Raw genomic sequence first — 21,898 nt, forward strand, 5'->3', positions numbered from 1 at the left:
ACCACCATGAGAATGTATGACATCATCCACAAAAAACGCGACGGCGCATCCCTCACTCAAGAAGAGATTCAGTTTGTAGTGCAAGGCTTCACCGACGGCTCGATTCCCGATTATCAGATGGCCGCTCTGTCGATGGCGATCTTCTTGCAAGGCATGAGTCCGGAAGAGACGGCGCACTTGACGCTGGCGATGGCCGCTTCCGGCGACCAGATCGACCTCGGCGACGTGCAGGGCGTCAAAGTTGACAAACACTCCACCGGCGGCGTCGGCGACACGACCACGCTCGTCCTGTTGCCGCTCGTGGCGGCGGTCGGCGTGCCGGTCGCCAAGATGTCCGGGCGCGGTCTCGGTCACACCGGCGGCACGATCGACAAATTGGAGTCGATTCCGGGCTTCTCGATCGAGCTTTCCAAGGAACAGTTCGTCGAGCAAGTCAACACCAAGGGCGCGGCGCTGATGGGCCAAAGCGGTTCCATCGCTCCGGCTGACAAGAAACTGTACGCGCTGCGCGACGTCACGGCGACCGTCGATTCGATCCCGCTGATCTCGTCGTCGATCATGTCCAAGAAAATCGCCGCCGGAGCGGACGCCATCGTGCTGGACGTCAAGACCGGCGAAGGCGCATTTATGAAGACGCTGGACGGCTCGTTTGCGCTGGCGGAAGCGATGGTCAACATCGGCGAGAACGTCGGGCGGCACACGATCGCCGTGATTTCCGACATGGACCAGCCGCTGGGCTTTGCGATCGGCAACGCGCTGGAAGTGCAAGAAGCGATCGACACGCTGAAGGGCCAAGGCCCGGCGGACCTCACGGAACTCTGCCTCGTGCTCGGCTCCTACATGGTCGTGGCGGCGGGGCAAGCGGCCGACGCGGCAGAAGCCCGCGCCAAACTGCAAGAGCAGCTTGACAACGGCCGCGCGTTGGAAACGTTCAAGACGTTCTTGAGCGCGCAGGGCGGCGATGCTTCGGTCGTCGACGACCCGTCCCGCCTCCCGCAAGCGTCGAAAAAAATCCCGGTCACCTTGCCTGGCACGGGCTACGTTTCGCACATCCACGCCGAAGAAGTCGGCACCTGCGCGATGCTGCTCGGTGCGGGCCGCGAGACCAAGGAATCGGTGATCGACTTGGCGGTCGGCATCGTCCTGCACAAGAAAGTCGGCGACCGCGTCGAAGCGGGCGAGCCGATTGCGACGCTCTATGTCAACGACGAGAGCAAAGTGCAGGAAGTTACGAACCGCCTGCAAGCGGCGTATGAAGTCACGGAGACGGAACCGCCGAAGCACCGCTTGATTTTCGGCGTGGTGACGCAGCAAGGTACGGAGCGTTTTGAGGCGTAAGTCCCGCGTATAGGCAGACGTTGGCACGGCAAGACTACCCACATAGGGGGTGAAGCCGATGCCAGCAGGAGTGAAATGCCAAGTCGAAGAGTGCGTCTACAACAAGGAAACCAAGTGTGTTGCAGATGCGATTGAAGTAACGTCCAACGGGAACGCCATCGTGGGGACCAACAAAGGCTCCATGTGTGCAACGTTCGAATACCGGGATCATTACCGTGCAGATGCCGGCCTCAGCAAAGAGGAGTACCGGGAACGGTACGACGGGAATTCTCCCAGTCACTAAAAAGAAACCCCTCCGCTTATGTGTCGGAGGGGTTTTCGTTTTGCGTTTGGGGGCGGAGCAGAGCAAACGGTGCCCAGAGCAACAAGTGCATGGCGAGCGCCACGCCTTCGAGCGACAAGATGTACCACGGCCACGGGCCGAGGAAGTCGAGCAGCGACGCGTTGTCCGGCTTGTGCGTGAGAAACATGTAGTTGCCCCCGGTGAGCAGGTCGAGGGCGTACACGACCAGAGCGACGACGTTCAGAGCCGCCAGCGAGCGCCAGATCGAGCCTGCCGTCGGGCGGTATCCTTCGACAAAGACCATAAAAAAACACGCGACCACGACCGCGCCGTGCCCGACGAAAAATTCAAACGTGCGAAAGTGCGGAAACGCGTAATGACCGAGATCGGGTGTGAGAATCGCCTGCAGCGCCCCGCCGAGCCCCGCGAGAAACATAAACTCGAAGACGCGGTAGCTTTTGGTCAGCAGCATGACGACGGCGAGCAAAAGCGAGAGGGAGCAAAGTTGCAAGGGCAGCGAGAAATCGAGCGTCCACGCGCCCTCGTAGGCTTGCCAGGATTCCAGCGAGAGTTCGCTGACGAGCAACAGGGCGGCGAGGGTGAAGCGAAACGCGCGGTTTGCCGCCGGTTCGCGCAGTTTGGCGCGCTGGAAGCACAGAAGCAGGACGGCGAGGAGGATCAGGAGCAGCGCGAGATCGTGTTGCCAGTCGAACAGGGTGAAGGGGTGGTCCAGCCCGCGGATATCGAAGTAAGGATTCATACACACGCTCCTGTTGGTCGGGAGTGGGGATTGCTGTGTTTCAATTTTACAACAGAAGTTCTGAATTTTTCCAATTCGTTTTTTCAGGATAAAACAGGAGGAGTTGACGCAATCTACTTGTGACCAAGAAGAAACTGTAAGTAACGGGAGGAGTCAACATGTCTCTAAGAAAGTTTGTAGGGCGCAACGCGACGGCGCTCCTGTGTGCAACCACTCTCATGCTGGGCTCGGTCGCACCGGCCTTCGCAGATGAAAAACAAACCGCGAAGCAGACGAACCAAGTCGAACTCGCGAAACAAGCCACGTCGGCGGTGCTGATGGACGCGGCGACAGGTACAGTCCTTTTTGAAAAAAACAGCCATCAAAAACTGCCCCCGGCGTCTGTCACGAAAGTCATGACGATGCTCTTGATCATGGAAGCGGTGGACGCGGGCAAAGTGAAGTGGACCGACAAGATCAACACGTCGGAGTACGCGGCGTCGATGGGCGGTTCGCAGATTTTCTTGCAGCCGGGCGAGCAGTTGACGCTCGAAGAGATGCTCAAAGGCATCGCGATCGCGTCGGGAAATGACGCGGCGGTCGCGGTGGCAGAGCATATCGCGGGCTCGGAAGAAGGCTTCGTGCAGCTGATGAACGAGCGTGCGAAGGAGCTGGGTTGCACCGATACGAGCTTCTCGAACGTCAACGGCCTGCCGACGGAGAACCACTACACCTCGGCGCACGACTTGGCGCTGATGTCGCGCGAGTTGATGAAGCATGAGGAAGTGACGAAGTATACCGGGTTGTATCAGGACTACTTGCGCAAGGAATCGGAGAAGCCGTTCTGGCTGGTGAACACGAACAAACTGGTGCGTTTCTATCCGGGCATGGACGGGATCAAGACCGGGTTCACCGGCGAAGCGAGATACTGCTTGAGCGCGTCGGCGAAGCGCGACGGATTCCGTGTGATCGCGGTGGTGATGGGCGAACCGACGTCGCCGGTGCGAAACGCGGAAGTCTCGCAGCTGATGGATTACGCGTTTGCAAATTACAAGTCGGAAGTGCTGTATCAAAAAGGGCAAGAAGTGCATGAAGTCGAGATCGACAAAGGCGAAGTGCCGAAAATCAAGCTCCTCGCGGGCGACACCGTCGGGATCTTGATGAAGAAGGGCGCGAAGAAGGAAGAGTATCAAAAAGAGATTGTGCTGGGCGAAGTCAAAGCCCCGGTGAAAAAGGGCCAAGCCGTCGGCAGCATCGTCATCAAGCAAGGCAGCACCGAGATCGCCAAGACCGACCTCGTGGCGGGTGCCGACTGTGACGAGGCGGGGATGTGGACGTTGTTTAAGCGGACGGTGAAGAGCTGGTTTACGTTTGGCGGGTAGAACAACTACTCTAGCACCAACGATACCGAGTACGGTAACGAAAGCGAAAGGGATGGGCTTTTGAGGCGGCTCCATAGTCTTTGCGTTTGTGCTGTTGTCGGTTGCCGATGATGCGATGCCGAACAAGAAAGAAGCCATCGACAACTGTCGGTGGCTTCATCTGTTATCAGCGAATCCCAAAGCTGGCCGTGTAATTGTTTTGAATTCTCCGACAGATACCTTCTGGTTTAGGCGCAGGGGGTGTTTCTTGCGAGCGCTACTCCTTCAATAACAGATTCACCGTATGGCGTAAGAGGACGGGCAGCGTCTCAAACGCAAACTCAGTATGCAGTCGCTCCGTCCACTTATGCGCATCACGTCCCAGCGGCCCGACGTTCAAGACAGGTACGTCCAACACCTGCAGTTCTTTTAACGGCAACGAGTATCCGCGATCCCAGAGCGGCATGTTGGCGATGAGACCCGTCAGAGACTCCATCGGGTATTGCAACCCCACATAGCTCAGGTCGGAGATACCCGCAAAATAATTGATCGTTTCAAACGCAATCCCGTATTCCCGCTCCGCATAGGCCAGCAACTCTGGCAACACGCGTTGGATGCGCGGATGTTCGCTCGCATTGACAGCCGGATAGAACGGCGGGGCAAAGAACAGGACGATCATCGGCCCGAGTGTTCGACACATCCCCGTGATGGCGTCAACCAGGTCAATCGTTGCCGCCCGGTCATCTTCTGCTCCCGCTTGTCCGAGCACGCTTGCTTGCACCGCTTCGACCCGTTCGCGACCGTGCAGGCGCACCGCGTGCTCGATCAACTCGGCGAACGTGAGCACCTTTACCTCAAACGTGTGCGCCGCAGTCGCAGATCGCTTGCCATACGCCTGTGATCTTGAGGCATGGAGGGCCGCGATCTTCTTCGCCGCGCGCTGGGCTGCGAGCTGTAAATTTTGCATGATCTCGCCCAACGGTTGGTTCAGCACGAACAGGTTGTACAGGGCGACACCGCGATGCGAGACTTGCACGTTGTATTCCGTCTTCAGGTCTTTTTGGACCAGGGTAGTCGGCGGCGGCGTCAGCTCGTTGCCGTAGCTCTGGCAGAACTCGGTCGCCAGTTCCATCTCGCAGGTGACCATCGAGGTCATGACGTTCGCATTCAGCCCCGACAACGGCTCGCCTACGTGCGTCTCCTTGCCTACGCAGAAGAAGCCCGGCAAGATTTTGCCGATCGATCCGGTATACACAAACTTGCGGTCATCCCCCGCCTCTGTGTTGAACATCGGCTCGGAATTAAGCACCGCCTGGTAGTCTAAGCCGTACGTCTGTGCCAACTCCAGCAGTTTCGGCACGGCTGCTCGCATCCCGACGGAGTTCACTTCCTCGTCGGGCACCGTCAGCAGCAGCAGGTTTCCGTCAAATTCGCCTTGGCAGGCCCGTTCGATCAGCGACATATGAAGAGCCAAGCCGCACTTCATATCCATCGTGCCGCGTCCGAACATCCACTCGCCGTTCGCCATGTCAAGTTTCACGGATTCGGGCAATCGGTCTTGGTGTGCGTAAAACTGCTTGGATAACGCGTCCGCTGCAAAAGCCTGCTCTTTCCACTCTCCGAAGTCTTGAACGTCCACCACGTCAAAATGGCTGACGAGCACGACCGTCTTGCGCGTGTCGGGGCTGTTTTTTACCAACGCGGTCACAAAAAAACGTCCGTCACCCGTCGGATGCAAGGCAGCTTGTTCCGGATGCTGTTGAAAATAGGGAAGTTCATGTAAGTTCTCAACAATGCGTTTCGCCAGGTCCACTTCCGCAGGTGAACCGGTCACGCTGGGGACGGCAACCAACTCCTCGAGCAATCGCCGCACCCCTGCGGGCGACGTCCATTTCACTGTCCCTGTCATATGTACACTCCCTTAATTTTTGTAAGATCTAAAATTCCACTCCTCACCATGATAATATAAGCGGAACCGATCAAACAACAGTTTGGTGGAGTGGAGTTTGCTCACCATCCTGATGGGGGTTGTGACGCTTCGTTTTCCGAAACTGCGCAACGTGATTGACGGGGAGCCCACGATCCTGATTCGTAATGGGAAAATCCTCGAACAAGCGTTGAAGTCGCAGCGCATGAACATTGACGACCTCACCATGCTCTTGAGAAAAAAGAACGTGTTTTCAATCAAGGACGTGGACTACGCGATCTTGGAACCGGACGGCGCGCTGTCCGTGCTCAAAAAACAAGACGTCCAAGCCGCCACCAAAAAAGACGTGCATGCCAAACCGTCTCCCAGTCTCTACCTGCCAACCGAAATCATCTCCGACGGCCGTGTGGTGCAACACAACCTGCAAGAGCTGAAGCTCAGCCAAGACTGGCTGGAGCAACAGTTGCGGCAACAGGGAGTAACAGATGTGAAAAACGTGTTCTACGCCGAAATTCAAGGAGACGGTTCGCTGTATGTGGATCAGTATCAGGAGCGGGTGCAGTAAGAACGAACTCAACCAAAAAGCGAGCCCCTCGTCCCTCGACGGCGGCTCGCTTTTTCTAATTCTTCCACTGATACACCACCCCCGGCGTCTCTTCCTTCTCCGGGTGCAGCAACTCTCCGAGCGGGGGCAGTCCTTCGGGGAACGTCGGCTTGCCCGGTTGCCCCGGCACCACAAAAAACGGCGTGCCAAGCGACACATACGGATACAGCGTCTCAATGTCCACATTCCGCATCCGCAAACATCCCTTGGTCACATCGGAGTGACCGATCAACTCCAACTGGTTCGTCCCGTGGATCGCATATCCGTCTTGCAATTCCATCCCGCGCGTGCCCCACGGACCCTTGCCGCCGTTGGGGTTGACGACCCGCCGCGAGACGTACGACTTGGCAAACGGCAGCGGCGGCCCGGAAGCGACGGGGTAGAGCACGAGAATTTCCTGCCCGCGCACCAACGCCAACTGATTCGCCTCCGGATAGTAATGCAACTCCAACTCAACGTCCTCCAACCCGCAGGGACACTGCGTCGCCGTCAGCAGGTCGGGGGAGAGTTCGCTCAACACATTCACAGGCTGTGCCCGCATCAACTCTCCGTATCCGCCCGTCGGGTCATGCCCGTACAATTCCGTATACCGCTGGTAGCCGTTTTCCACCACCAACTTCGCAAGATCGCCCGGCTTCGTGCGCGCATCCGCAAACATCGAATACACCCGATCCATCCCGACCGCGTCCGCCAACAGATGAAACAACAGCAAAAAAAGCACCAATCCGCCCCAAAAACGCTTCGCCCGCGAGCCGGTTCGTTTTTTTCCGGAAGCGGCTGACGCGCGGCTCTCAAGCGGAGGCGTCGTCTCTTCTCCCGCGAACGTCCGCTGTTTCAATCGGATAATCGACGCCAGATGGCCGTCTCGTGCCGCCAACTCATATTGTTCTTGCGCTTCCCGCAACCGGCCTTGCCGCTCCAGTTGCTGTCCGGTTTGATAGCGCATCTCTGCGTCCTGTCGCATGAGGGAGCCCCCCTCAACCTCTGTTTAAGGTAGATATCGGAAACGGGAGCTGCTTTCCCAATAGGTCTCCAGACCTATTTTTGAAAAAAACAAAAGAAAGCGGCACCCTCGCGTGAGAGCGCCGCTTTCTCCCTATACAAACGGGGCCGACAGATCCCTACAGATCCGCCACTTTCACCAACTGCTTCCCGATGTTGTCTCCGCGGAACAGCCCGAGGAACGCTTCGACGACGTTCTCCAAGCCGTCCACGATGTTCTCGCGGTACTTGATCTTGCCTTCCATCACCCATTGTGCGAGTTGTTGCATGCCTTCCTTATGTTGCTTCGCGTAATCGTTGACGATGAAGCCCTTCGCGAGCGCACTGCTCTTGAGCAACTGGGTGAACACGATGCGCGGGCCGAGGTCCGGCTTCTCCAAATTGTACTGCGAAATCTGGCCGCAGATCGGGATGCGCGCTTGGAAGTTGATGCGGCGCATCACCGCTTCCGTGATGTCGCCGCCGACGTTGTCAAAGTACACGTCGACGCCGTTCGGGCAGCTTTCTTTCAGCGCGGCGTTCAGGTCTGCCGTCTTGTAGTTGATCGCGGCGTCAAACCCGAGTTCCTCCGTGAGGTACGCGCACTTTTCATCATCTCCGGCGATCCCGACGACGCGGCAGCCTTTGATCTTGGCGATTTGCCCGACGACCGTGCCGACAGCGCCCGCCGCCCCGGAGACGACGACCGTTTCGCCCTCTTGCGGTTTGCCGATGTCGAGCAGCCCGAAGTACGCCGTCAAACCGGTCATGCCGACCACGTGCAACGCGGTCGTGATCGGCGCGACGGACGGGTCGATCTTCAACAGGCCGCGCCCGTTCGAGACGCTGTACTCCTGCCAGCCGAGCAGCCCGACGACGACGTCGCCCGCTTTCCAGCGCTCATTCTTGCTCTCGACGATCTCGCCGACGACGCCGCCTTGCAGCACTTCGCCCAGCGCGAACGGCTCGACATACGATTTCGCGTCGCTCATGCGACCGCGCATGTAGGGGTCGACGGAGAGGTAGAGCGTGCGCACGAGCACTTGCCCGTCCTCCAATTCCGGAACGGCTGCTTCACGCAGTTCAAAATTTTCATCAGCAGGCATCCCGACCGGACGGGAGACCAACAGGAATTGACGGTTTTTTCGTTGGGTCATGCGGATGTGTCCTCCTTGTGCAAGAGAGGTAGGAATCTTGCATATGTATTTGGGTAGATGTCATACAAATTGACCGACGGGACCAATTTTCCATTACTTCATGAATGTAACTCGCTTTCGAATGAGAAGTCAAGGGAACTTCACCCAAAAGAGCAGGAATGCAGAGCGGTTTAGCGAAAGGTCTAATACTGTACCACAGGGATTCTTAAAAGGAAAGGATCGTTCCATGAAGATCAAAACGAGATTGTATGCGGGATTTGGCGGACTTCTTGCCTTGTTGATCCTCATGTTGTTGCTCGTGCTCAAGATGCTCAGCGATCTCAACGGCAGCATGAACGATATCGTCAAAGATCGTTATGTGAAGTTGAAAGAAGTCACGTCGATCCGCTTTGAGATCAGCAACATCAACCGCGAGCTCTACTCGATGGTGCTTGAAAGCGGGAAGCCCGACGCCGTCGAGAACACAGTCAAACAGATCAGGGCTGCCAGAGCACGGGAAGAACAAGCGCTCGAACAGCTGGAAAAAACGGCCGCGATCGAAGAGGCTCAGCGCTATGTCGCCGTGTTGCGGGCGCAGAGCGTGGAGTTCGACCAGGATCAAAACCGCTTGATCGATATGGTGCGCGCCGGCCAGACGGACGACGCCTCCGCGCTGTTGCAAGGCCAGGTGCAAACCGAGCGCATCGCGATGTTTGACACGGTCGACAAACTGCGGTCCGTACAGGAGCAACGCATGGACACCGCGCTGCAAGACGCGACGCGGGCGTATACGCTCGCGTCCCGTTGGACGGTCTTCCTGATCGTGTTCTCGCTGCTCGTCGGCGGGTTCGTCGCGGTTGGTGTCGTTCGCGGCACGACCCGCTCCTTGCGCCAAGTCACGTCGGTGATCACAGCCGTCACGGAAGGTTCCAAAGAAAACCTGCCGCGCATCGCAGTCAAAACGAATGACGAGGTCGGCGATATTTCGCGCGCGTTCAACGCGATGGCGGAAGCGCTCGAAGAACACGCCCGTCACGAGCGCGAGTTCCAACAGGCGATCACCGAGCAAAACTGGCTGAAAACCAAGCTCTCGGAAATCCAGACGATCTACCAAGGCGTGCAGGACTTGGAGACGCTCGCCCGCATGTTCATGTCGAAGCTCGCTCCGCTGGTCGGCGCGACGTACGGCGTTTTTTATCTGAAGGACGGAGTTCGCGATCAACAGCGCTTGGTGAAGTTGGCGTCGTTTGCCGATCAGCCGGACGCCGATCTCGACATCGGCGCCAACGGGTTCCGGATCGGCGAAGGGCTGGTCGGACAGTGCGCCGCCGAGAACACCGTCCTCGAGCTTCGCGACATTCCGGACGATTACATCCGCATCGCGTCGGGTCTGGGTTCCTCCAAACCGTCGTCGCTGCTCGTGATGCCGATTGAATTTGAAGGGCAAGTGCGTGCGGTGATCGAGCTGGCGTCGTTTGAGCCGTTCACCGACCTTCATCATACTTTCCTCCGCCAAGTCGTCGACAACGTCGGCACCACGATCAACTCGATCGCGTACCACATGCAAGTGGAACGACTGCTCAAAGAATCGCAGGCGATGACCGAAGAGCTGCAAAGCCAATCCGAAGAGCTGCAGCTGCAACAGGAAGAACTGAAAACGATCAACGAAAAGCTGGAGGAGCAATACCACAACTCCACGCTGAAAACGCAAGAGCTGCAACGAACCAAGGAGGACTTGGAGGACAAAGCCCGTCAATTGGTGCTCTCTTCGAAATACAAGTCCGAGTTTCTCGCGAACATGTCGCACGAGTTGCGCACGCCGCTGAACTCGCTGCTCATCCTCGCGCAGATGCTCGCCGAAAACGGCGAGGGCAACCTCACGCCGAAACAAGTGGATTTTGCCAACACCATCCACGCGTCCGGCCACGACTTGCTCAACTTGATCAACGACGTTCTCGACCTCTCCAAAGTCGAGTCCGGCAAGATGGACGTCCACTTGGAGGAAGTGCTGCTCGACGAAGTGCGAAGCTATGCCGAGCGCCAATTTGCACCGCTCGCCCGGCAGAAAGGTCTGAATTTCCACGTGCAGGTTCACGCCAGCGCTCCGGGCGCGGTCTACACCGACGGCGTTCGCCTGCAGCAGATCGTGAAAAATCTGCTTTCCAACGCGATGAAGTTCACCGACCAAGGCACCGTCCAACTCGACATCCGTTTGGAGGAAAAAAGAACGTTTACCGAAGGGTCGCCGTTGGCGGAATCTCCGTCCGTGTTGGCGGTCTCCGTGACCGACACCGGCGTCGGCATCCCGAAATCGAAGCAAGAAGTGATCTTCGAAGCGTTCCGCCAGGCGGACGGCACCACGTCGCGCAAGTACGGCGGCACCGGACTCGGCCTCTCGATCTCCCGCGAGATCGCGCATCTGCTCGGCGGCATCTTGGAGGTCGTGTCGGTCGAGGGACGCGGGTCGACGTTCACGCTCTTCCTGCCGACGGAGTACCAAGCGCCGGAAAGCGGCGCGGCCGAGACGCTCTATGAAAGTTCCGAAGCGGAGGAAGTCGCCGTGACGCTGGCACCGCACGGGGAAGTGCCGGATCTGACGGAAAGCCTCACCGCCGAAGGGCCGCTCGAAGGGAAGAAAGTGCTGCTGGTCGACGACGACATGCGCAACATCTTCGCCCTGACGACGGCGCTGGAAGCGCAGCAGATGAGAGTGGTCTTCGCCGAAAACGGGCGCGAAGGCGTCGAAATGCTTCGCGAGCATCCCGATGTGGACTTGGTGCTTATGGACATCATGATGCCCGAAATGGACGGATATGAAGCGATGCGTTTGATTCGTCAGATGCAAGGCGGCGAAGACATTCCGATCATCGCGCTGACCGCCAAAGCGATGAAAAACGACCGCGCCAAGTGCATTGAAGCCGGCGCGTCCGATTACATCTCCAAACCGTTGAACTTGGAGCAGTTGTTCTCGCTGATGCGGGTCTGGTTGTACCGCTGAGGGAGAGGGGACAGGAGGGAGCACGCCAGATGGAGGACATGGAAGACACGGGCGACGTGCAACTCGATGCTCAGGAGACGCCGGAGATCACAGAAGTGGAGCAGATTGAACTGCAACTGCTCATGGAAGGGATCTACCGGCTCCAGGGATTCGATTTCAAAAACTACTCGCTGCCGTTTCTGCGGCGGCGCATCCAACACCGCATGAACGCCGAGAAGCTCCCCACGATCTCGGCGTTGCAAGAAAAAGTTCTGCACGACCCGCTGATGATGGAGCGGTTGTTGAACGACTTCTCCGTCAACGTCACGGAAATGTTCCGCGACCCGTCGTTTTTTCAAGCGTTTCGTCAACGGGTGGTGCCGATCTTGCGCGACTACCCGTACATCCGCATCTGGCATGCCGGCTGTTCGACGGGCGAGGAAGTGTACTCGATGGCGATCCTCTTGCATGAGGAAGGGCTGTATCACAAAGCCCGCTTGTACGCCACCGACATGAGCGAACGCAGTCTCAAACGGGCGGAAAGCGGCCAGTTCCCGCTCCAGCGCATGCAGCTCTACACCAAGAACTACTTGCAGGCGGGCGGGACGAAGGCATTTTCCGAGTATTACAGCGCTATACATGAAACTGTGGAGTTCCACCCGTTTTTGCGGGAGAATCTCGTGTTTGCCCAGCACAACTTGGTAACGGACCGCTCGTTCAACGAGTTTCATGTGATTGTGTGCCGCAATGTGATGATCTATTTTGACAAATCGTTGCAAAACCGCGTACACAGGCTTTTTTACGACAGCCTGAGCAGCGGAGGCATCTTGGCGCTCGGCAGCCGGGAAGGGCTGGCGCTGACTACGCTTGCCTCCCGCTACGAAGAAGTGGACGGCTTGGAGAAATTGTTCCGCAAGATCAAATAACGAGGCGATGACATGGCACAAGACCCAAAAGTCAACATCCTCATGGTCGATGACCGCCCGGAAAACTTGCTGGCGCTCGAAGCGGTGCTGCAACAGCCGCAGTACCGATTGGTCAGCGCCACATCGGGCGAGGAAGCGTTGAAGTGTGTGTTAACTGAAGAATTTGCGGTGATCTTGCTCGATGTGCAGATGCCGGGGATGAACGGGTTTGAGACGGCGAAGTTGATCAAAGCCCGCGAACGTTCCCGCCACATCCCGATCATCTTCATCACCGCCATTCACCAAGCGACCGAGCATGTCCATCACGGCTATGCCGTCGGGGCAAACGATTACATTTTCAAACCGTTTCACCCTGACACTTTGCGTCTGAAAGTGGAGAGTTTTGTGAAGATTCACCGCGACCGCGAGATTTTAAAGCAGCGCACCCGGGAGCTGGAAATCGCCAACAAACTGCTGGAGCGGACGACCTCCGAGTTGCGCCGCACGGAAGCGTTGGCGCGGGCGATCGGCGAAACGTCGCGGGACACGATCGTCACGTACGACGACGCGGGCGTGATTCTCTCCGTCAACCGGGCCGTGGTTGAGATGTTCGGGTACGAGCCGGCGATGCTGACGGGCAAGCCGGTCTCCACGCTCGTCGATGTGCAAGACGTGCAGACGGGCCGCACCGTCGAATCGACGGCCTTCAGAATGGACGGGACACTCTTCCCGGTGGATATGCAAATCGGGGAAGCGTCGCTTGAAGGTCTGCACGTCTACGTCTGCTCGATTCGCGACATCACCGAACGCAAGCAGATCGAAGAAGCGCGCACCGAGCAATACCATCTCTTGGAGCTCTTGGTGGTCGAGCGCACGCAGGACCTGTTCCGCTCCCAAGAACGGTTTCGAAAAATCTTTCAATCAAGCCCCAGCGCCATCGCGATTCGCTCGCTGATCGACCACCGCTACCTCGACGTCAACGATTACTGGGTGGACGTGACCGGGTATTCCGCCGACGAAGTGCGCGGTGCGACAGTCGATCTGTTGCGCTTGCGGCCGTGGGGCGAAGAAGCGCTGCTTTCATCCGGCGAGCCGGAGTGGCAGCGCTCGGTGCGCAACGCGAGGGTGAGCTACTTCACCCGTTCCGGCGAGATGCGGCAAGGGCTGCTCTCCACGGAAGAGATCGAGTTGCACGGCGAACCTTGCCAGTTGGTCTTGATCACCGACATCACCGACCGCATGATGTTTGAAAAAGAGATGGCGCGCTTGGAGCGCCTAAACTTGATCGGCGAGATGGGCGCCGGGATCGCGCACGAAATCCGCAACCCGATGACCACCGTGCGCGGCTTCTTGCAGATGTCCAAAAAAAGCGAACACCCGCCGTCTCACGAATACATCGACTTGATGGTGGAGGAGCTGGACCGCGCCAACGCGATCATCACGGAATTCCTGACGCTTGCCAAGAACAAAACCACCAACCGCGAACTGACCAATCTGAACGCCATCGTCGACGCGATCTTCCCGCTGATTCAAGCGGAGGCGCTGCTCTGCGACAAAGACGTGCAACTCGACCTCGGCGACGTGCCGAGCCTGGAATTGGACGAGAAAGAGATTCGGCAAGTGATCTTGAACTTGGCGCTCAACGGTTTGGAAGCGATGTCATGCGGTGGGCTGTTGAAGATCCGCACCGTGCTGGAAGCACAGGGCGTCGTGCTGGAAATTCATGACCAAGGGCCGGGCATCCCGCCGGAAATCTTGGAGAAAATAGGCACGCCGTTTGTGACGACCAAGGAAACCGGCACGGGCCTCGGTTTGGCGGTCTGCTACAGTGTGGCGGCGCGGCACGGCGCTTCCATCGAAGTGAAGACCGGAGAGTCGGGGACGACGTTTTGGGTGAAATTCGCCATGAGCGGTGCCGAGAAAACCTCTTGAAAAAACAACATGAAAACAGCCCGCAGACCATCAGGTCGCGGGCTGTTTCATCTCTCAGGAGATTCTGTGGAGTTTTTGCCAGACAGGAGTGACTGTCGAAACGTCGCATGCCCTACCTCTCATGCGACCATATGGCTCCTGGGCCACGCCTGTTGTGAATCGTGGGAAAGTCTAAGATCTCGTACACACCGTTTATGTTAATAGATCTCTGCATAACACTCTTGTCCAGCTTGCGTATTGTTCTAGTATACACGGGGAAAACAGAATTTGCAAGACTTTGGCAAAACGTGTCAGATCAGGTATGCTTTTTCTACAAGAAGGAAAGAGGCGAAGAGAATGTCAGAGCGATTCACAATGCCGGTCGCCGTGCATCTGTTTTTCGTGCGCGACCGCGAGATTTTGTTGTTGAGACGATGGAACACGGGGTATGAAGACGGCAACTACAGCGTGCCGGCCGGGCACTTGGACGGAGGAGAAGAAGTCGTGACCGCGGCGATTCGCGAGGCGCGGGAAGAGTGCGGCGTCGAGATCGCGCCGTCCGACGTACAGGTCGTCGGCGTGATGCACCGCAAAGCCAACGATGAGCGGATTGATTTTTTCGTGACGGTGGCGCGATGGGACGGGGAGATCGTCAACGCCGAGCCACAGAAGTGCGACGACCTGTCGTGGCACGGGTTGGACGCCCTGCCTGAGAATGTGATTCCGTATGTGCGCCGAGCGATTGATAATTATCGAGAGCGTTCGTGGTTTGAGAGTTACGGCTGGGAGTGCAGCGAATAGGGGGAACCACATGTTCATCGTGGAGGAAGCGGTGCGGGAAACCGTGTTGCGGAAGTTGGCGGTTCAATTGAAGGAAGGGTATGTGTTTCCGGAGATCGGTGCCGAGATGGCAACAGCGGTGTTGCAAAAGTGGAAGTCGGGCGCGTATGACGCGTGGACGGCTCCCAAGGACTTTGCGTTGGGCGTCACGGCAGACCTGCGCGCCGTGAGCCGGGACTTGCATGTGACGCTGGTCTACAGCGAGAAGGAAATTCCGCCGACGGAAACCGGCAGTGACGCAGCACCCGGCGACTTGCCGCCGCACTTGCGCGGCGTGGAGGCGCTGAACTTCGGGTTTGCCAAAGTCGAGCGGCTGGCGGGGAACGTCGGGTATCTGAAGTTGGACGCGTTCTTCCCGCCGGATCTTGCGGGCGAGACGTTGCGCGCCGCGATGAGCTTTCTGTCGCATACGGGGGCGATGATCCTCGACTTGCGGGAGAATTCGGGCGGCTGGCCGGAGTTGGTGCAGTGGGCATGCTCGTACTTCCTCGGAGCCGAGCCGGTGCTGTTGAACACGATCTATGCCCGTAAAACGGGAATCACGCGGGAGTATTGGAGTTTGCCGGACGTGCCGGGCGACAAGCGGTACGAGCACCAACCGCTCTACGTGTTGACTTCGCGCAACACGTTCTCCGCCGCCGAAGAGTTGACGTACAACCTGCAGCAGTTGGGACGCGCCAAGATCGTCGGAGAAGTGACGCGCGGCGGGGCGAATCCGGGTGAGATGGTGCGCTTGCAGAAGCATTTCAGCGTGTTCGTGCCGACGGAGCGTTCGATCAACCCGATCACCCAAACTAACTGGGAAGGCATCGGCGTGACGCCCGACGTGCAGATGGAGGCAGAGGCGGCGCTGGACTGGGCGTATCGGGAGGCGTTGCGCGGGATTGCCGAAGACGTGCAAGCGCGACCGCAAGCGTACCCGTCGAGGCGGTTTCTCAAAGAGGTGGAGAACCTCTTGATAAAAACAAACTTGTAAAAAACCCGCTTGTAAAAACAATAGGGTCCGCCGCAAACGCATCTCTCGCGCAGAGGTGCGTTTTTTCCATGGGCGGGGTACTTTTGGGCAAGATTTAGTATAATATCCCTAGACCTAAGCAAAGTGGGGATTCTGTGAACACAACTCAACTTGCCATCATCGACCTCGGCTCGAACTCCGCTCGGCTCGTGATCTATGAGCAGGACGAGCAGGGGCTGCTGTTTGAAACGGACAACGTCAAGCAAGTGCTCCGCCTCTCGTCACACCTCACCCCGGACGGACAGCTCGACGAGTCGGGCGTGCACCTGACTTTGAATTGCCTGCGCCATTTCAAGGACATCTGCGACGCCCGCGGCGTGACCGAAATTGTCGGCGTCGCCACCGCCGCCATGCGCCAAGCAGAGAACGGAGCCGAACTGCGCGACCGCATCGAGCGGGAGACGGGCATCTCCGTGCGCATCCTCTCCGGCCCCGAAGAAGCGCAGTACGGCTATCTGGCGGTCGTCAACACGATGAATGTACGCGATGCCTTCACCGTCGACATCGGCGGCGGCTCCACCGAAGTGACGTGGGTGGAGGACAGAAGATGCGTACATAAGATCTCGTTCCCGTTTGGTGCGGTGTCGTTGACACAGCGTTTTTTCAAAAGCGATAACCCGGCGCAGGACGAGTTGAAGAAACTCGAAGCGTTCCTCCGCGAGCAATTTGCCGGCGCTCCTTGGCTGACCAAGCGCCCGCGTCCCGTCCCGCTGATTGCGATGGGCGGCACTGCGCGCAACATCGGGAACATGGACCAGAAGAAGCGCAACTACTCGTTTCAGAGCCTGCACCAATACACGATGAACCCGGCCGCCGTCGCACAAAGCTACCAAACGCTCGTCAAGACGCCGTTGGACAAGCGCAGGAAGATCAAGGGGCTCTCCAAGGACCGCGCCGATCTCATCGTGGCGGGGGCGGCGGTTTTTTCCGTGCTGCTTGACGTGACGGGGAGCGCCGAGTTTGTGATCTCGACGAAAGGATTGCGCGACGGCTTGTTGTTTGAGCGGATGTTGCAGGGTGTCGACGACAACGTGGTGCCGGACGTCTCGCTGTTCAGCGCCCGGCAATGGATGAAGCGCTACCGGGTCAACCAGACCCGCGCCGAGCACGTCTCGCGCCTCGCCGTCTCGCTGTTCGACCAACTGAACGATCTCGGCTTGCTGCAAGCGGACGCCGGGCAGCGCCGTCTGTTGCAGATTTCCGGTCTCTTGCAAGACATCGGGTTGTCGATCAACACGTTTGACGCCGCGCAGCACACGTTCTATCTGCTGACCAACGTGTTGCTCTACGGCCTCACGCACCGCGAGCGCTTGATCCTCGGCATGCTCGCTTCTTACAAAAACGATAAGAAAATCGAGAAGCAACTTATACAACATTCTGATATGGTAATGCCGATGGAGTTGCCCGGCATCAAACGGCTCGCGCAATTGGGCATGCTCGCGCGCATCTTGAACCGCCCGCTCGCGGGCCAAGTCCGCTCCATTCAAGTGGAAAAACGGCCCGACGGCGTGCGGCTGCTCTGCCGTGTGCTGCCTCAGCACATCCTCGACCGAGGTCTTGTGGACGAGATGCTGGAGGCGCTCTCGAAGACGTACGGGATCAAGTTTGGGTACGAACTGACCCCCGTTCCGACCGTAGAAACGACGAACTGATCAAGGAGCTTGTACGCGATGACCTTACACTTTGACTCTCCCGCCTATTACATCAACCGGGAACTCAGCTGGCTGTCCTTCAACGAACGCGTGATGGAGGAGGCGACCGATACCAGCAACCCGCTCTTGGAGCGGCTGAAGTTTTTGGCGATTGCCGCTTCGAACTTGGACGAATTCTTCATGGTGCGCGTCGCCGGGCTGCTCGACTTGTTTCGCTCCGGCTCCACCAAACCGGACACCAAAGCGGGGATGACGCCCGCCGAGCAGTTGGGCGCCATCGCCGAGCGCGTGCACGCGTTTGTTGAGCGCATGTACGTCATCTTGGACGATCACATCATGACGGAACTGCAGCGCGAGAACGTTCGTTTTTTAAAGCCCAACGAACTGAACGCGGAGCAGGAAGCGTTCTTGGAGGACTACTTTGAGCGCAAGATCTTTCCGGTGTTGACGCCGCTCGCCGTCGACGCGTCGCACCCGTTTCCGCATCTCGCCAACAAGAGTTTGAACTTGGGCGTGTTGCTGAAGCCGGAGCACGGACATGAGCATCATCACCACCATTCTCACAAGCCGAAGCACCTCTTCGCCGTCGTGCAAGTGCCGTTTATGAGCCCGCGCTTCATCGAATTGCCGACGAATGATTCGGGCGCGAAACACTTTATCTTGCTCGAAGACGTGCTCTGCCAGCATATGAAGATGCTGTTCTCCGGGCATCAGATCGTCGAATCGTCGGCGTTTCGGATCACCCGCGACGCCGACATGACGTTTGACGAAGAGACCAGTGAGGACTTGGTGCAAGAAATCCAGCGCGAGTTGAAAAAACGCCGCATGGGCGCGGCCGTGCGGCTGGAAATCGCGGCATCGATGGGGCAGGAGCTGCGCGAGATGCTGATCGACTGGCTGGATTTGACGAAGCACGACGTGTACGAGATCGACGGGCCGATCGACCCGACGTTTTTTATGAAGTTTTACGGGGCGTTGCCGGGGTTGGAGCACTTGAAGTTTGACGAGTTTGAACCGCAGCCGCCGCATGATCTGTTGGGGGAGAACGGGATTTTTGCGGCGATTTCGCACAAGGACGTGCTCGTGTTCCATCCTTACGAGTCGTTCGATCCGGTGCTGCACTTCATCTCGCAAGCGGCGGACGACCCGAACGTGTTGGCGATCAAGCAGACGCTCTACCGCGTCGGCGGCAACTCGCCGATCGTGGCGTCGCTTGCGCGCGCGGCGGAGAACGGCAAGCAAGTGACGGTGCTCTTGGAGATCAAAGCACGCTTTGACGAAGAGAACAATATCGTCTGGGCCAAGAAGCTGGAGAAAGCCGGCTGCCACGTCATCTACGGGCTTGTCGGGCTGAAAACCCACTCCAAGATCACGCTGGTCGTGCGCCAAGAGGGCAACCAACTGCGCCGCTATGTCCACCTCGGCACCGGCAACTACAATGAAATCACCGCCCGCATCTATACGGACCTCGGGGTGTTTTCCGCCCGCGAAGAGCTCGGCTATGACGCGACGGAGTTTTTTAACCATCTGACCGGGTACGGCAACGCGCCGGATTACGAAGAGATGTTCACGGCGCCGCTCCTGTTGAAGCAGAAGCTCTTGGAGTTGATCGACCGCGAAATCGAAGCTTCGACACTCGACAAGCCCGGCCTGATCATCGCCAAGATGAACTCGCTGACCGACAAAGACTTGATCAAAGCGCTGTACCGGGCCTCCTGCGCGGGCGTGCGCATCGAGTTGATCGTGCGCGGCATCTGCTGTTTGCGTCCCGGAATCGAGGACGTCAGCGAGAACATCCAAGTCTCGTCGATCGTCGGACGCTTTCTGGAACACAGCCGCGTGTTCTATTTCCAAAACGGCGGCAACGAAGAAGTGTATCTCTCCAGCGCCGATTGGATGACGCGCAACATGGAGCACCGCGTGGAGATTCTCTTCCCTGTCAAGCAAGAGGACTTGCGCCAGCGCTTGACGCACATCTTGGACATTCATTTGAAGGACAACGTCAAACGCCACGTCTTGAACGCCGACGGCACCTATCACAAAGTTCGTCCCGCGCACGGTGTCTGGTTGGACAGCCAGATGTACTTGGCGCAAGAAGCGGAGCAGGTGGTGCAGGCGAACGAACTGAAATCCTACATCAACCGCTTGATCCCGAAAACGCAAGCCTGAGCACAACCTGTGTAGAGACGCGAAAAAAGCCGGCGGATTGTCCGTCGGCTTTTTGCGTATCCTTTTTCACAGGGTGCTTATCGCGGCTTATTTGTGGAGAATGGAGTCCTTGAGCGTGGCCACGTGGGTGATCACCGCGTCGATGTCGCTTGCCGGAACATTGAAGTCGGCGAGCGCGTCGCCGAGGTGCTTGGCAACCGCGTTGAAGTGTTCTTCTTGAAGGTTCATGCCTTCGTGCGCTTTCTCCATCGATTTGCCGCTGTATTGGTGCGGGCCGCCCAGTGCAAACGAAATGAAAGCCGCTTGGTGACGGCGTTGTTTTTCCATGTCGGTGTGCTTGAAGAACTCGTTGATCGTCGGGTCGGCGAGGACGCGATCATAGAAGTTGTCAACAACAGCAGAAATGGCGTCAGCGCCGCCGAGTTTTTCGTAGAGAGACATGAGTGTTTCCTCCTTGGTATGTGTTCCGTTTGACTTACACGAACATCCTACCATTCGGGTCATAGGAAGGTTGTGACAAAAATCACAGGAGCTGCTCCAATTTCTCTACATCGAGGATCAGATGCAGATCGAGCGCCGTCTCCACCACGCCGTCGCGTTTAAGTTGGTTGAGGGTGCGGTTGACCGTCTCGCGCGAAGTGCCGATCATGTTCGCCAACTCTTGGTTGGTGATCGGAATGTTCAGCCGGGTTCGCGTCCCTTGCGCTCCCTCAGCAGGTTCTCCATGCAGTCGCGAGAGGCGGATGAGCATCAGCACGAGGCGGCCGCGGGTGTCGTGCATGACCATCTCGGCAAGGCGGGCTTGCAGTTCCATGTATTTTTGCTCGATCACGGCGAGCAGTTTCAAACACAGCGTCGGTGTGGATTCGATCAATTGACGGAAGCGTTCCGTGGAGAGTGTCAGCATCTCGCCCTCTTCGATCATCACCGCATGAGCAGGGTAGAGGCCGGTCGAGAAAAACCCCACATGCGGAAACATGTCGCCCTCTTGCAGCACGGTGACCACTTGCTCGCGTCCCGATTCGTCGTTTCGGTAGATTTTCACCTTGCCGCTGACAATAAAATACACCGTCGTGAGGAGTTCCCCTTGCCAAAAAAGACCCGTTTTCTCCGCGAAGTGTCGACGAATCAGCAGTTGGGAGATCTTGTCCAACTCAAGCTCGTCCAACCCGCGGAACAGCGGAATGTGCGCTAACAAATGCAGTATCTCCATAATCATATCCTTTCTTACCAGTTGCTTGAAAACCTGTTGCATCTAGTATAGAGAAAATCCCGCAATCAAAAAAGCGCGGAGGTTGACGGCTGGGTTTTCGTGGAATATCATGGGGCACAGAAGGAGGGAAGAACCATATGGAACAATTTCTATTGAAAGTCGAAGGCATGTCTTGCGGTCATTGCAAAGCGGCCGTTGAATCTGCTCTGAAGGAAATCGGCGTGGAAACGGCGACGGTGAACTTGGAAGCGGGCACTGTCGACGTTGCGTTCGACCCGCAGCGACTCTCGATCGGACAAGTCAAGGAAGCGATTGAGGAAGCCGGTTACGACGTCGCATAAACGTGAAAACGGCAGACGTGGGGAGCGTCTGCCGTTTTCTACAACATCAAGATTGTGTATTCTCTCTGGTATCTTGCATGCATAGGTCTATCCGGGTAAGGGTTCGACCGCTATCTCCTTTCAACATACCGCAAATCAACATTCTTTGCACCTTGACGAGCGGTACTTCTCGGGAGAAAAACCAGCCTCTACCTCTACGGGAGGATGGAGTTCGCGTGTTTCGACCCTAGAAGGAATTTGCTGTCTGGGACTGTCGAAGCAGCGCGATAATTGAAGTACGGGCAAGCCTGCATAAGGTACATTGAATTTATCGCTTGATTTGACTGTTTCTCACGGTATCCGTCTGTTGAGAGATTGCGAGGAGGATGGTATATTACTAAGTGTCGCCGGTGACAAACGAAACATCGCCGATGATAAATGAAATTTGATAAGTGTAACGTACGGAGAGATGTCCGAGCCTGGTCGAAGGAGCACGATTGGAAATCGTGTAGGCGGGAAACCGTCTC

18 protein-coding genes are annotated in these 21,898 nt (G+C 57.5%); 12 read left to right on the forward strand and 6 right to left on the reverse strand.

All coding sequences use genetic code 11. The features are described 5' to 3' along the window. Positions 1 to 6: 6 nt before the first annotated feature. Both EL26_RS15040 and EL26_RS15045 read left to right on the forward strand, forming a co-directional pair. Positions 7 to 1,338, forward strand: a complete 1,332-nt coding sequence (locus EL26_RS15040) for a pyrimidine-nucleoside phosphorylase (protein ID WP_038090609.1) — start codon at positions 7 to 9, stop codon at positions 1,336 to 1,338. Positions 1,339 to 1,396: 58 nt separating this feature from the next. Continuing rightward, entirely contained in the window at positions 1,397 to 1,621 is a 225-nt protein-coding gene (locus tag EL26_RS15045; protein ID WP_038090612.1) for a DUF1540 domain-containing protein, read from the forward strand. Between the two features lie 16 nt (positions 1,622 to 1,637). Here the strand turns inward: EL26_RS15045 and EL26_RS15050 are convergent, their stop codons facing one another. Next, complete coding sequence (locus EL26_RS15050; protein WP_038090615.1) at positions 1,638 to 2,381, reverse strand: YwaF family protein; 744 nt, start codon at positions 2,379 to 2,381, stop codon at positions 1,638 to 1,640. A gap of 158 nt (positions 2,382 to 2,539) precedes the next feature. Here EL26_RS15050 and EL26_RS15055 point away from each other — a divergent pair, with 158 nt between their 5' ends. Then, positions 2,540 to 3,742, forward strand: a complete 1,203-nt coding sequence (locus EL26_RS15055; protein ID WP_052036433.1) for a D-alanyl-D-alanine carboxypeptidase family protein — start codon at positions 2,540 to 2,542, stop codon at positions 3,740 to 3,742. 256 nt (positions 3,743 to 3,998) lie between these two features. Here the strand turns inward: EL26_RS15055 and EL26_RS15060 are convergent, their stop codons facing one another. Next, positions 3,999 to 5,630, reverse strand: a complete 1,632-nt coding sequence (locus tag EL26_RS15060; protein ID WP_038090616.1) for a M20/M25/M40 family metallo-hydrolase — start codon at positions 5,628 to 5,630, stop codon at positions 3,999 to 4,001. 97 nt (positions 5,631 to 5,727) lie between these two features. Here EL26_RS15060 and EL26_RS15065 point away from each other — a divergent pair, with 97 nt between their 5' ends. Next, complete coding sequence (locus EL26_RS15065) at positions 5,728 to 6,213, forward strand: DUF421 domain-containing protein (RefSeq protein WP_052036434.1); 486 nt, start codon at positions 5,728 to 5,730, stop codon at positions 6,211 to 6,213. A gap of 55 nt (positions 6,214 to 6,268) precedes the next feature. Here the strand turns inward: EL26_RS15065 and EL26_RS23905 are convergent, their stop codons facing one another. Next, positions 6,269 to 7,216, reverse strand: a complete 948-nt coding sequence (locus tag EL26_RS23905) for a L,D-transpeptidase (protein ID WP_052036435.1) — start codon at positions 7,214 to 7,216, stop codon at positions 6,269 to 6,271. A 157-nt stretch (positions 7,217 to 7,373) separates the two neighbouring features. Then, positions 7,374 to 8,390, reverse strand: coding sequence for an NADP-dependent oxidoreductase (locus tag EL26_RS15075; RefSeq protein WP_038090619.1), 1,017 nt, complete (start codon positions 8,388 to 8,390; stop codon positions 7,374 to 7,376). A gap of 226 nt (positions 8,391 to 8,616) precedes the next feature. On the opposite strand from EL26_RS15075, the gene EL26_RS15080 reads away from it, so the two are divergent. From EL26_RS15080 to EL26_RS15110, 7 genes are all read left to right on the forward strand, one after another. Beyond that, a complete protein-coding gene (locus EL26_RS15080; protein ID WP_038090621.1) occupies positions 8,617 to 11,367 on the forward strand; it encodes a response regulator in 2,751 nt (916 codons plus the stop codon). 38 nt (positions 11,368 to 11,405) lie between these two features. Then, on the forward strand, positions 11,406 to 12,272 hold the full coding sequence (locus EL26_RS15085) for a CheR family methyltransferase (RefSeq protein ID WP_038090670.1): 867 nt from the start codon (positions 11,406 to 11,408) through the stop codon (positions 12,270 to 12,272). A 12-nt stretch (positions 12,273 to 12,284) separates the two neighbouring features. Next, positions 12,285 to 14,183 carry a PAS domain S-box protein gene (locus EL26_RS15090; protein ID WP_038090624.1) on the forward strand — a complete coding sequence of 633 codons (1,899 nt, stop codon included), beginning with the start codon at positions 12,285 to 12,287 and terminating at the stop codon, positions 14,181 to 14,183. 336 nt (positions 14,184 to 14,519) lie between these two features. Continuing rightward, positions 14,520 to 14,963 carry an NUDIX hydrolase gene (locus EL26_RS15095; RefSeq protein ID WP_038090626.1) on the forward strand — a complete coding sequence of 148 codons (444 nt, stop codon included), beginning with the start codon at positions 14,520 to 14,522 and terminating at the stop codon, positions 14,961 to 14,963. Between the two features lie 10 nt (positions 14,964 to 14,973). After that, the gene (locus tag EL26_RS15100) at positions 14,974 to 15,978 is read left to right on the forward strand and encodes a S41 family peptidase (protein WP_052036436.1); all 1,005 of its coding nucleotides are present in this window, start codon (positions 14,974 to 14,976) and stop codon (positions 15,976 to 15,978) included. A 134-nt stretch (positions 15,979 to 16,112) separates the two neighbouring features. Further along, positions 16,113 to 17,669, forward strand: coding sequence for an exopolyphosphatase (ppx, locus tag EL26_RS15105; RefSeq protein ID WP_052036437.1), 1,557 nt, complete (start codon positions 16,113 to 16,115; stop codon positions 17,667 to 17,669). 18 nt (positions 17,670 to 17,687) lie between these two features. After that, on the forward strand, positions 17,688 to 19,838 hold the full coding sequence (locus EL26_RS15110) for an RNA degradosome polyphosphate kinase (protein WP_038090629.1): 2,151 nt from the start codon (positions 17,688 to 17,690) through the stop codon (positions 19,836 to 19,838). Between the two features lie 87 nt (positions 19,839 to 19,925). On the opposite strand, the gene EL26_RS15115 is transcribed toward EL26_RS15110, so the two are convergent. Together EL26_RS15115 and EL26_RS15120 are read right to left on the reverse strand one after the other, a co-directional pair. Continuing rightward, entirely contained in the window at positions 19,926 to 20,279 is a 354-nt protein-coding gene (locus EL26_RS15115) for a group I truncated hemoglobin (RefSeq protein ID WP_038090632.1), read from the reverse strand. A gap of 82 nt (positions 20,280 to 20,361) precedes the next feature. Next, positions 20,362 to 21,036 carry a Crp/Fnr family transcriptional regulator gene (locus EL26_RS15120; protein WP_238546125.1) on the reverse strand — a complete coding sequence of 225 codons (675 nt, stop codon included), beginning with the start codon at positions 21,034 to 21,036 and terminating at the stop codon, positions 20,362 to 20,364. A 152-nt stretch (positions 21,037 to 21,188) separates the two neighbouring features. Between EL26_RS15120 and EL26_RS15125 the strand changes: the two genes are divergently transcribed. Next, positions 21,189 to 21,392 (forward strand): copper ion binding protein, encoded by a 204-nt coding sequence (locus EL26_RS15125; RefSeq protein ID WP_038090635.1) that lies wholly within the window; start codon positions 21,189 to 21,191, stop codon positions 21,390 to 21,392. The last annotated feature ends 506 nt before the right edge of the window (positions 21,393 to 21,898 follow it).

Origin of the sequence: Tumebacillus flagellatus (assembly GCF_000714935.1) — a bacterium.
GTDB classification, from domain to species: Bacteria; Bacillota; Bacilli; order Tumebacillales; family Tumebacillaceae; genus Tumebacillus; species Tumebacillus flagellatus.